The organism is Clostridium sp. N3C, from assembly GCF_900095445.1.
Classification (GTDB): Bacteria; Bacillota; Clostridia; order Clostridiales; family Clostridiaceae; genus Clostridium_AU.
Genome location: NZ_FMJL01000019.1, coordinates 1 through 12,252, shown reverse-complemented (window position 1 = coordinate 12,252; position 12,252 = coordinate 1). Strand labels below are relative to the sequence as shown.

At 29.9% G+C, this 12,252-nt stretch carries 9 protein-coding genes and 2 pseudogenes; 9 read left to right on the top strand and 2 right to left on the bottom strand.

The features are described 5' to 3' along the window. Nucleotides 1-354 precede the first annotated feature (354 nt). Both N3C_RS07390 and N3C_RS14840 read left to right on the top strand, forming a co-directional pair. The gene (locus tag N3C_RS07390; protein ID WP_178377790.1) at nt 355-2,367 is read left to right on the top strand and encodes a DUF5050 domain-containing protein; all 2,013 of its coding nucleotides are present in this window, start codon (nt 355-357) and stop codon (nt 2,365-2,367) included. Between the two features lie 37 nt (nt 2,368-2,404). Next, on the top strand, nt 2,405-3,139 hold the full coding sequence (locus N3C_RS14840) for a TcaA NTF2-like domain-containing protein (RefSeq protein WP_143312625.1): 735 nt from the start codon (nt 2,405-2,407) through the stop codon (nt 3,137-3,139). A 95-nt stretch (nt 3,140-3,234) separates the two neighbouring features. On the opposite strand, the gene N3C_RS07385 is transcribed toward N3C_RS14840, so the two are convergent. After that, nucleotides 3,235-3,807, bottom strand: a complete 573-nt coding sequence (locus tag N3C_RS07385; RefSeq protein WP_074365403.1) for a sigma-70 family RNA polymerase sigma factor — start codon at nt 3,805-3,807, stop codon at nt 3,235-3,237. A 168-nt stretch (nt 3,808-3,975) separates the two neighbouring features. Then, entirely contained in the window at nt 3,976-4,731 is a 756-nt protein-coding gene (locus tag N3C_RS07380) for a hypothetical protein (protein WP_074365402.1), read from the bottom strand. Between the two features lie 640 nt (nt 4,732-5,371). On the opposite strand from N3C_RS07380, the pseudogene N3C_RS07375 reads away from it, so the two are divergent. The 7 genes and pseudogenes from N3C_RS07375 to N3C_RS15505 form a co-directional block, all read left to right on the top strand. Then, nucleotides 5,372-6,039: pseudogene (locus tag N3C_RS07375) on the top strand (sugar transferase). A 21-nt stretch (nt 6,040-6,060) separates the two neighbouring features. Next, a complete protein-coding gene (gene rfbA / locus N3C_RS07370) occupies nt 6,061-6,927 on the top strand; it encodes a glucose-1-phosphate thymidylyltransferase RfbA (RefSeq protein ID WP_074365401.1) in 867 nt (288 codons plus the stop codon). A 671-nt stretch (nt 6,928-7,598) separates the two neighbouring features. Continuing rightward, nucleotides 7,599-8,255, top strand: a complete 657-nt coding sequence (locus tag N3C_RS07360; protein WP_074365424.1) for a sugar transferase — start codon at nt 7,599-7,601, stop codon at nt 8,253-8,255. Nucleotides 8,256-8,316: 61 nt separating this feature from the next. Beyond that, nucleotides 8,317-9,372, top strand: a complete 1,056-nt coding sequence (gene rfbB, locus N3C_RS07355; RefSeq protein WP_074365399.1) for a dTDP-glucose 4,6-dehydratase — start codon at nt 8,317-8,319, stop codon at nt 9,370-9,372. A 577-nt stretch (nt 9,373-9,949) separates the two neighbouring features. Continuing rightward, nucleotides 9,950-10,465, top strand: a complete 516-nt coding sequence (locus N3C_RS07345; RefSeq protein ID WP_143312622.1) for a hypothetical protein — start codon at nt 9,950-9,952, stop codon at nt 10,463-10,465. Beyond that, nucleotides 10,465-11,184, top strand: coding sequence for a polysaccharide biosynthesis protein (locus N3C_RS07340; protein ID WP_074365397.1), 720 nt, complete (start codon nt 10,465-10,467; stop codon nt 11,182-11,184). The genes N3C_RS07345 and N3C_RS07340 overlap by 1 nt, the downstream gene beginning before the upstream one ends. 986 nt (nt 11,185-12,170) lie before the next feature. Further along, nucleotides 12,171-12,251 (top strand): annotated as a pseudogene (locus tag N3C_RS15505) (hypothetical protein); the annotation flags it as partial. Nucleotide 12,252 lies beyond the last annotated feature (1 nt).

Here is a 12,252-nt window from a genome sequence, read left to right as displayed (position 1 = left end):
AGATATGTATTTTTGAATATATTGCTATGTTTCTAATAAGTGTTGATGTTAGATAGGGAAAAGATGGACAACTTATAAAGATTTTTGGAACTTATATTCATCAACACTTTTTTAAAACAAAGCTACATAGAGAAAGGGGCCACTATATTTAAGAACATTTGTTAATGCAGAACTAATAATTGCTGCAAGTTATGGTGCAACAAGAGAACTAGATAAGATTAGTCTTCAAGGTTGAAGTTTTTTTAGTAATAGAGCATAGTTAATTTTAAGAACAATAAGCAACATTTATATGTATTATAATACGAAAAACTATGCTATAATTGTCTATATATAAAGTATCGGAGGTGAGAAATGGTGAGTAACCTAAAAAGAAGTAGGAAGATTTTGTCTTTTGCAGTCGCATCAATAATGATATCTACATTTAGCATTAGAACATCAGCAGCAAGTTATAATGCAGATGCAAATAATGACGGAGTTGTGGACAAGCTAGATTTTGAAGAGATAAAAAAGTATTATAATCAAAAGAATAGTAAGTATGATATAAATGCTGATGGAATTGTAGATATTTATGATATGAACATAGTGACAAAGTCTTTTGATAATAATTTTGCTAAAAATGGTTACTATGCCATTGGGAATGATCAGAGTAATCTACTAAATTCCTCTTATGTTGTGCATAGGAATGGCTACATCTACTATAGGAATACCCAAGATGGTAATAGTCTTTATGTTCAACAAACCAATGGAGATTATAAGAAAAAATTAGTAAGTGCCCAAGTAGATTCTATAAACGTAATAGGAAGTAAAGTATACTATAGAAATATTTCTGATAGTGGTAAAATATACTCAATTAATACTAATGGAACTGACAATAAAAAAGTCTTAGATCAGTCAGTGGATACTTTCCTTGTATCTGGTGGTTATATTTATTATAAGGGAACGGATAAAAAACTATATAAGGTCACTGTACAAGGAAGTAATAAACAGACTATAGTGAGCGAAAATGTGGACAAGTTCACTGTAACTGAAGAGCTCATATATTATACAAATGCTAGTCAAGGAAACAAGCTATACAGAATTAATATTTACGGATCAGGCAATACAGCTGTAACAGCTATGGCGGTAACAAACTTTGATATAGAAAATGGAGTAATATATTTTGTTATTAGTAATAATATACTTTATGCCATCAGTGTAAATGGTGGAAGCGCGTGGAAGATTATAGATGATCCTATTGTAGCTTTAAACGTAAAGGACAATATAATCTACTACAATTCAAAATCAAATGGACAACTTTATCGAGTTAACATTGATGGTACAAATAAAACAGCCATAGGTACTGAAAAACTTTCTACGGACCCAGCTAATGCTAAGCTTTTTGTATGTGATAATTGGATATACTATACTAATGCGCAGGATGAAAATAGGCTTTATGCTATAACTACAGATGGGATAAATAAAAAGGATATGGAAACACCAATAGTAGGAATAGTAGATGTAAGCACTACTTTAAGCTTAAGGCAAGGTCCTTCTACCAGCACTGCTTTATTAGCGGCCTTACCAAGGAACACTAAATTAGATATTATTGATAGAACATCCTCTAATGGTTCAACTTGGTACAGAGTAATATATAGAAATGGTAGTAATGAGTTAATGGGATATGTATCTGCTTACTATATTATTGTTGTTAATGATGATAGAATGTGGAATCATCTAGGAGTGCTTTCTGAAAAGTATGAGTCTAATGGTGATCCAGGAACCATATCTAATACTAAAGGGGACTTGGGAGGAAAGTCCTATGGAGCTTGGCAGTTTTCTACTACTGCAGGTTCCTTAACAACCTTCTTCTATTGGTTAGAAGGAGAAAACAAAGCTTTCTTTGATATTCTAAATGCAGGATGGGTAGCTGATGGCTATAAAAATGGTGATAATTTTGATGCTGCATGGAAGTACTTAGCTGCAAATTACTATAAAGATTTTTATAATATTCAGCATAAGTACACTAAAATGATGTATTATGATAGAGCCATTGCTGTATTAAATAGTAGATATAAAGTAGATTTCAACACCTATAGTTTTGCCTTTAGAAATGCAGTTTGGTCTACTGCAGTTCATCACGGTGTAGGGGGAGCTACTAATGCATCTAATGCACAATTACCAGGAGTTTTAAGTGTTGCCATAGAGCAAAGTCCTGCTGGTGAGAGACAAATAATTCAAAATATATATGCACAAAGATCAAGAACAGAGATTTATTTTTCTAAATATAATCCTAATAATCCAGATCATGCAGCAATATTAGCATCTGTTAAGAACAGATTTATAAATGAGTGTGAAGATGCCCTTCAGATGTACGATTATAATCGCTAGTAAATAAGGAATAGAAAAGGGAAGGACGGTGTAAGCTTTGCCTAAGAGAAGGAAGAAAAAGAAGAAAAACATATTAGTAGTAATATTACTATTACTATTATGTATTATAGGGGTAGCATCATACTTTACTGCTTTAAAGTTCTTTGGAAACAGTAATAGTAGTGATAGTAATAAAAAAGCTCCAGGAATTAACAATGGTGTGATTCAGTCATCACCTTCAGATACTGAAGAAAAGAAAAATAAAGAGCAGAAAACAGAAGATAAGAACTCAAAGGAAAAAACAGATAAAAATAAAGAGGAAAAAAGTGAAGAAAACAAAGAAAATACAGAAGAAAAAAAAGAAGATGAAACTGTAAAAGAAGAGAAGAAGGAAGAGGAAGTAAAAGAGGATCAACCTCCAGAGGAAACAGTTAAACCTGATAGCACTTTTGCTGAGGAAGCTGTAAATAATTTCTCTGTACTATACCCTATTACCGTTAATAGTAAGAGAACTATAGATGTATTAAACCAATTAATTGTAAAAGATAGCTCATTCTATAATGAAACCAAAAATCAGCTTGAAAATTATAAAAGCAATAACACCACTATTCAATTTACTAGCTTTTTAATTCAGGATGTAAGTTATGTAGGAAATCAACAGTTTGATATAAAGGTTTCTCAGCAATTGGTAGAAACTAAGGCTGGAAATAGTACTACCAAAAAGCAAATTGTAGTTTATAGAGTTCAATCTAGTAAAAATAGTACTGGAATAATTAAAGCTACAGTACAGTAATAGCTTAGCAAATTAAGTTAATGGAATATAAAAAGGGTTGTGACGCCAATACACTTAGTGTCACAACCTTATTTTTTATTAATGATTACTATTTTTTATAAAGATTTTTTTAGCTTATTTAAAATTTTATCTCTTTTTCTAAGAGCATTTGCATAGCTAATTTTCTTCTTTTTAGCATAGACCGTTAAAGGACAATTATGGTAGTAAACCATAATTATCAGCTCCTGTTCATCAGCAGGGAGTTTAGCTATTGCTTTCCTTAAATAACCATATTGTAGAGTTTTTATAACATTCTCTTCCATATCTTCATCATTCTTAAGGGTTTCTAAAAATTCTATAGGATCACCATCTTCTGAAGCCATTGGAGCGTTTAGGCTTACCTCGGTACCATAGTTTACATTGTCTCTCAAGGTTAACTTTATAGCATTTTGTATGCTTATCATAGCATAGGAAGTAAAGGTGTTGGAACCAACTCTGTATTTAGCTACAGCATTTATTAGAGCTACATAGGCTATTTGTAGTAAATCGTACATATCGTAGTTTTTAATATTATACTTGTTAGAAGTCTTATATATGTAGGCTTTAAAATTATCTAGTATTTTTATTAACTCCTCTTTGTTTCCGTTTTGTGCCCTTTTAACCGCTGCTTCCACTTCAAAGTGTTTCATTCTATCATCCTCCAAACATATATTCTATTACTAAATATGCAAATGTTGGAAGGTTTAACAGGTTATTATAAAAAAATTTAAAAATAAAAAATAGTTGGTAGGGAAAACTGCCAACTATTTTTAGCTTTTACAGTCACTATCTTAAAAAGATCTTTCCTAATCTATAATTCAATGGAGTGGGTTTCCGTTTTCACTGGCTGATTCAGTTGTTATTTCGCCGGAAGAGGAGGAATCGTAAGAAGTTCCGCTGTCAGTAGCATTATCCGGCTTTGTTGTATTATTAGAATCGCTCTTTGAACCTGAGCTATCATTTTCGCTAGAATCACTTGTAGGCTGCTGAGCTTCGCTAGGCGGTGACTGTTCAGTATGTATTGAAGAACTAGTGGGGGGGATGTAAAGTTCATTAGTTGTATTTGCTGCTGTAGGTTCTTTTAATATTTCAGTATTATCAGTATTCTGTTTACTGTTTCCTGTATCAGAAGTAGAACCGTTGACAGAAGTATTGCCTGTACTAATTACAGTAGATTGGTTAATTCTTTTATTTGAAGGTGTAGTTTTGCTACTATTACTATTGGATTTATTCTTAGAATTATCTGTAGAAGAACTTGCTTTATTAGTTGAATTATTATTTTTATCACTATTATTCTTGGAATCATTTTCTGAACTCTTGCTACTATCCTGTCCCACTTCAGAATCTTCTTCTTTTATGTCACTGTTGTTTGTACTTTCTTTAGTAGAATCTGTTCCTGTTGTATTAGCATCCTCGGTGTCATCTGAAAGATTACCTTTATAGGAATTATTAGTAGTGGAAGTATTAATGTTTAATATAGATTTACTTAACTTGCTTTTGTAATAATAGCTCATTGCAAAAATGGAAGAAGCAGCTATAACCGCTGTTACCAAAGCAACTGTTTTCTTATTCAATCTATCACCTCCTTTTCCTAGGGAATAATAAAATGGATCTAATGTCTTGGATGTATATAAATTTGTTGTAATTATTAGTAAATTAAGATATTAAATAGAATTATATCGTATTTTTACACTATTGTAAAGGTATATAAAGGACAGTGTTACATCAGAATTAAGTGAAATTAAGATTAAAATATCATAAGATGTGAATTTATTACATATAAATATTTAGTAAAAGCCCTAAGAACTAATCTTAAATTTTTTATATAAATATTATCAAATTTACCACAAAGTTCATTAAAAAATGAAAAAGTAAGATTTAAATTGTAAACATTCTGTAGATTTTTATACGTCTAAAAGGAAGATTGAAAAAGATTATAAGTGGATATAACTGTAAAATTTAAAATGTTATATAGTATTATTTTAAAATATGTATAAAAAGTTTTAAAAATAAAAAAAGTGATAATTTTTGATGTCGAAATACCACTAAATAAGTGTTTGGTATAAATAGTGATTTATATATTAATAAGTTAATAATAGGAATTAAATACGATAATTAAATATATTGGTTAACATCCTTCTTTGCAATAAATTACGAAATTATGTATAATATTTAGAGTAATTCCAAAATTATGGGTTATTTAGAGGTATAATCATGGAAGAAGCAACACTTGAAAAACTAGAAGAAGAATATATATTAGATATAAAATGGGAAAAAGGTATAGCTTATTTTGCTGTGAAGAGATTTATAGATTTATTTCTTTCTATTTTAGGAATAATTATTTTAAGTCCTATTATGTTAATTACAGCAATAGCTATAAAAATAGATTCTAAAGGGCCAGTATTTTTTTCTCAACAACGAGTGGGAAAAGACGGAAAGCTCTTTAAAATGTATAAATTTCGTTCCATGGTAGTGGATGCAGAAAAGCTAAAGGAAAAGTTAATGGATAAAAACGAAATGTCTGGACCAATGTTTAAAATGACCAATGATCCAAGGATAACAAGAGTTGGTAAGTTGATAAGAAAGACAAGCGTTGATGAGCTTCCCCAATTGTTTAATGTGATAAAAGGAGATATGTCCTTAGTAGGACCAAGACCCAATTTGCCAAAGGAAGTGGAACAGTTTAGCAAATATCATAAATTAAAACTCTTAGCAAAACTGGGATTAACTTGTTACTGGCAGGTTATGGGAGGAACAGTATTGGTTTTGAGAAATGGATAAAATTTGGATATAAAATACATAGAAGAGAGAAATTTTTGGCTTGATGTAAAGTTGATATTTAAGACATTTTTGTTTTGTTTGGGGATAAGAATGCTAAGTAGGATAAAATAGGAGGACACTAAATGAAGGGAATAATTTTAGCAGGGGGAGCAGGTACAAGATTACATCCTGTGACAATAGCAGTTTCAAAACAGATATTACCTATATATGATAAACCAATGATTTACTATCCTTTGTCTGTGTTAATGTTGGCAGGGATTAGAGATATCTTAATTATATCTACACCAAGAGATATAAATTGCTTTAAGGAGCTTTTAGGTGACGGTAGTAAGATTGGGGTAAATTTCAGCTATGCAGTGCAGGAGCAACCTAGAGGATTGGCAGATGCTTTTTTAGTAGGAGAAGAGTTTATAGGTAAGGATAAAGTAGCCCTTGTGTTAGGAGACAATGTATTTTATGGATATGGCTTTTCTGAAAGATTGAAGAAGGCTTCTGAAAGAGAAGGAGCTACCATTTTCGGATATCACGTAAGCAATCCAAGGGAATTTGGAGTGGTAGAGTTTGATAGTAAAGGCAATGTTATTAGTATAGAAGAAAAGCCAGAGAAACCTAAATCAAATTATGCAGTTCCAGGATTATATTTTTATGACAACGATGTGGTAGAAATAGCAAAGAATTTAAAACCTTCTCCTAGAGGTGAGTTGGAAATAACAGCAGTAAATAATGAGTATTTGAGAAGGGGAAAGCTAAAAGTAGAACTCTTTGGTAGAGGAATGGCTTGGTTAGACACTGGAACTCACAGAGGAATGCTGGAAGCATCTAACTTTGTAGAAGCAGTGCAGACTAGACAAGGTATGTATGTAGCTTGTATAGAGGAAATTGCTTATCGAAAGGGCTTTATAAATAAGGAGCAGTTACTAAGATTAGCGGAGCCTTTAACTAAAATAGAGTACGGAAAATACTTGATCAGAATTGCGGAAGAAAATTAGTAGCAATAATTTTTAAGAAATTATGGGAAAGATCCTTTTTATAAGAATTTTCCGTAGTAGAAAAAATTTCTTTTATTACAGATGAAACTATCTCATTGTTGAAATAATAGTTCAATGCAAAAATGGAAGAAGCAGCTATAAATAATGTTGTAAAAATAATCTTCCCTTTGTTCAAGTTACCACCGCCTTTTTGGTAGAAAATAATCAATTAATCACAGCTTATTCTATATATTGAATTTATGTAATAAATTTCTAGTGGTTTATTATATAGATTATATCTTGTTTTTATTATATTGTAAAGTACCTTAAAAGATGCTATAATTGTAGAATCAAGTAATATCAACGCTCTTAGCAATAATTTTCATGTAAGAAAGGCAGATTATATATATTGTTTAAGTAAGTTTTAATGGAATAATACTATAAAATTACTGTAAAATTTAGATAAACACTCTTTTATAATAGAAGTATAATTGTGATTTTTGTTGTAATGTATCAGATAGAAAAGGAGGGTGATAATAACAATAACAAGAAAATTTGCTATTATTGTAAAATTAAATGGCTTATATTAAACTTTTGGCTTTCACCCTTTACAGCAAATTAATCAATTTTGTATAATATCTTATGAACTTCGGAAAAATATCTTGTTTGGAGGATTAATCGTGAAAGATACAATGGTTGATAAACTAGATAAAAATTGTAAATTGAATATAAAACACCAAAAAAGTTTAGCTTATTTTGCGGTGAAAAGATTTTTTGACATATTTTTTTCAATGCTAGGCATTGTCGTTTTAAGTCCTTTAATGTTGATTACAGCAATAGCTATAAAATTAGATTCTAAAGGACCGGTATTTTTTTCTCAACAAAGAGTAGGAAAAGGTGGAAAGCTCTTTAAAATGTATAAATTTCGTTCCATGGTAGTGGATGCAGAAGAGCTAAAGGAAAAGTTAATGGACAAAAACGAAATGTCTGGACCAATGTTTAAAATGACCAATGATCCAAGAATAACAAGAGTTGGTAAGTTGATAAGAAAGACAAGTATTGACGAGCTTCCTCAATTATTTAATGTGATAAAAGGGGATATGTCCTTAGTAGGTCCAAGACCAAATCTACCAAGCGAGGTCGCACAATTTAACGAATATCATAAATTGAAATTATTAGCAAAACCAGGCTTAACATGTTACTGGCAGGTAATGGGTAGAAATAGTATTGGTTTTGAAGATTGGATGAAATTAGATATAAAGTATATAGAAGAAAGAAATCTTTGGGTGGATTTGAAGTTGATATTTAAGACTTTTTTTGTTTTGTTTGGAGATGAGAATGCTAAGTAGGAGAAAATAGACAAACACTATTTTCATAGAATGATAACTAGAGTTGGAGAGTGAAGAGAATATGAAAACTTACTTGGTAACCGGTGGAGCTGGTTTTATAGGATCAAATTTTGTAATATATATGCTCAATAAATATAAAGATATTAAGATAATTAATTTGGACAAGCTCACCTATGCAGGAAATTTAGAAAATCTAAAATCTGTGGAAAACAATGAAAATTATATTTTTGTCCAAGGGGATATTTGCGACAAGACTTTGGTGGAAGGGTTATTTGAAAAATATGATATAGATTATGTGGTGAACTTTGCTGCAGAATCTCATGTGGACAGAAGCATAAAGAATCCTGAAGTATTTGTACAAACCAATGTTTTGGGAACAGTTACCTTATTAAATGCCGCTAAAAAGGCTTGGGAAGTTGGAGAACATTTTAAGGAAGGAAAGAAGTATCTTCAGGTTTCCACAGATGAGGTTTATGGAAGTTTAGGAGAAACTGGTTACTTTACAGAAAGTACCCCTTTAGATCCTCATAGTCCGTATTCTTCAAGTAAGGCTGGAGCAGATATGGTAGTTAAGGCCTACTGGGATACATATAAAATGCCTATAAACATAACCAGATGTTCCAATAACTATGGACCATATCAATTTCCTGAAAAACTAATACCACTACTTATTAATAACTGTTTAAATAAAAAATCCCTACCGGTATATGGAGATGGATTGAATATAAGAGATTGGCTATATGTTGAAGATCATTGTAAAGCTATTGATATGGTGATTAAGAATGGCAGACTTGGGGAAGTATATAATGTAGGCGGACATAACGAGAGAACAAATATAACAATAGTTAAAACAGTTATAGATTACATAAATGAAAATGTAGATGATGAGGTTACAGAAGATTTAATAACATATGTAGAAGATAGAAAGGGACATGATAGAAGATACGGCATAGATCCAACTAAGATAAAGGAAGAGTTGGGATGGTATCCAGAAACCTCCTTTGAGGTTGGAATTGTTAAGACAATACAATGGTATTTAGAAAACAGGGAATGGATGCAAAGAATTACTTCTGGAGAGTATGCTAACTACTACAAGAATATGTATGAAGGAAAGTAGTTAAGAGTCTTGGGTAAGTTTAAATTTACAGAAGTTCCTATAAAAGGTTTATACATTATTGAGGATCAAGTCTTTGGAGATCATAGAGGTCATTTTATGGAAACATAAAGGTTTTGCTCATGGTTTTTTAGTACTTTTCAAAGTGTATTTTATGCTGGTATCATAGCAGGTATATTCTATTTTATCGTGTTAAGAAAAAAATGGAATAAAGAGTTGGAAGAAGATAATTAAAGACATAAAAACTTTTGCGTATTATACAGTTTCATTTGAATAGTTGTTTTGATTAAAATTTGTATCAATGTTTATACAAAAGTAAGTTTCTAATTGATTCTTGGATTAATGTTTATGAAATGATTTTCAGTGTTGCTATAGTTTATTGTAATGAGGTAGTGAACATGAAAAAAGATATAGTATATGTTATGTTTGCAAATATTATTAATTTGCTTATAAATTTAATTGCTAATTTTATGTTACCAAAATATCTTTCAGTTGAATCATACGCTATGATTAAAACGTATGTGCTATATATATAACTTATGCAGGATTTTTTAGCTTAGGATATAATGATGGTATGTATTTGAAATATGGAGGTAAAAAAATATCATCAATAAGCACAAATGATATTAGTAATAATTTTTTTAATTATATAATACTCGAAAGTGTAATGGCATGTATCCTTTTATTGGTTGGTTTAATAAGGGGCAGTTTTTTAATACTAGCATTTTCAATTGGAATGTTAGTGACTAATGTTTTGGGATATTTGAAATCTTTATTTCAAGCTACAGGTGAATTTCAGGATTATGGAAGAGCTTTGAACTTTGAAAAAATACTAGTTTTTCTAGCTCAGATGATGCTTATTTTCTTTATAAAATCAGATTCATATTATTCTTATATTAATGTACAGGTTATTGCAGGATGTGTAACTGTATTAATTTTAATTTTTTCTTTAAGAAAAAAAATAGGATTACATATAGTTGGGCAATTTTCGATTCACGAATATTCTTCTAATATTAAACTCGGATTTGTATTAATGTTAGGGAATTTTTCGAGCATTTTTTCACTGGAATTGATAGAGTATTTATTAAAATTTTAATGGATACTACTGCATTTGCATTATATTCGTTTGCAGTTAGTATGGAGAATATTATAAATACATTTATGACACCTATAACTGTTACATTATATAATTATTTCTGTAAAGATATAAATATACAAAATACAAAAAAATTAAAAAATTTAGTTTTGATTTGGGGATTTATAATTATTGGTGCGGCTTTTCCATTAAAATGGATCCTTGAAAATTTTTTGCATAAATATATAGGAGCAATATCAGTAATGTTCTTCTTATTTGCTGCACAAGCTTTTCTTGTAGTAATTAGGGGAATTTATGTTAATATATATAAAGCAGAACTGAAACAGTCTAGATATTTCAAACAGATGCTAATTATGATTACTGTTGGTACTATATTAAATGGAGTGTTGTATACTGTATTTAAATCAATGTGGTCCATCGCTGTTGCAACGTTAATAACATCAATTATATGGCTTGTCATTTGTGAGTGTGAAAGTAAGGATATTAGATTTAATTCTAGTGAATATTTTGCAATAATTCTGTTACTTGGATCATACTTGATTTGTGGACATAAACTGTCTGCAATAATAGGAATGATTATATATTATGCATCAGGTGTAGTAATAATTTTGTTATTAATGAGACAAAGCACAAAACAAATAGTGGATATTGTTTGGATATACTTTAAGAAAGTCTACAATAAATTGATGCTCATTAATAGCAATCATCTTAGCAAATAAATATAACTGTTAAATACATATTAAAAAATATAAGATGGTATTAGTATATAATTGCGGACATGAAAAGTTTAACACAGTGAAATTAAAACAAGAAAGGTGTGTTAAATAATGTCAAGAGTAGAAACTGATACATGGAAGGCTTTAAATAACAAATAGTATATATGTATGGATGTGGTAAGTCTGTGCTAGAACTTAGCCGTGAATATGGCGTAACAACAGTAATTATTTATAATTGGGTGAAACAATATTTTTCAGTAAAAGTAAGTTGATAATAAAGAAATTACAGCCAAAGAGTATCAAGAATTGCAAAAACGTATAGAAGAACTTGAAATGGAGAATGAAATATTAAAAAAAGCTACCGCCATATTTGAGACAAAACGATAAAAGAAATTGTTGCATTTATTGAAAAATGCAAGTCAAAATATACTGTAAAATGTATCTGGAAAGCGTAGAAGTTTGCAAGAATACTTATTATAATGCTTTAGTTAGTGTGCCTTTAAAACTTCAAAAGGAAACTGAAAAATTTAAAGCTGAGATAAAAAGATAAACCTATTTTTAGAGAAAAAGAAAATATTATCAATAGAGATTTTGAAGCTAAAAATATAAATTAAAAACGGTGTACTGATATAATCTATATTAATGATCTCAAGAATGGATGGAATTATCTTGTTTCTGTAATGGATTTCTATAGTAAAAAGGATTATAGGCTATGTTTATGAAACTTGTATGTATGCGGAGTTAGTTGTGCAAGCAATAAAAATGCTTGCTTAAATGTTAAAAATACAGAATGAATTATCTTACAAAGTAATTTAGGATCTCAGTACACAAGTCATGAGTTTGAAAGTTTTCTTTCTGCAAAAGGAATCCTCCATTCTTTTATTAGAAAAGGTAATCCTTATGATAACACTTGTATTGAATCTTTTCAGGCATTCTTAAAGAAATAAGAGGTAAATCTAGTTAAATATTATGATCCTGATGCTTCCAGATTAGCTATATTTGAGTACATAGAATCTTGGTATAACCGAAAAAGAATTTACAATAGTATTAGGTATATTAATCCTCAATAGT

What these genes read in the sequence shown, in the direction of transcription:
- N3C_RS07360 (WP_074365424.1), top strand. Translation starts at nt 7,599, where the DNA reads ATGGTTGATAAACTAGATAAAAATTGTAAATTGAATATAAAACACCAA.
- rfbA (WP_074365401.1), top strand. Translation starts at nt 6,061, where the DNA reads ATGAAGGGAATAATTTTAGCAGGGGGAGCAGGTACAAGATTACATCCT.
- N3C_RS07385 (WP_074365403.1), bottom strand. Translation starts at nt 3,807, where the DNA reads ATGAAACACTTTGAAGTGGAAGCAGCGGTTAAAAGGGCACAAAACGGA.
- rfbB (WP_074365399.1), top strand. Translation starts at nt 8,317, where the DNA reads ATGAAAACTTACTTGGTAACCGGTGGAGCTGGTTTTATAGGATCAAAT.
- N3C_RS07340 (WP_074365397.1), top strand. Translation starts at nt 10,465, where the DNA reads ATGGATACTACTGCATTTGCATTATATTCGTTTGCAGTTAGTATGGAG.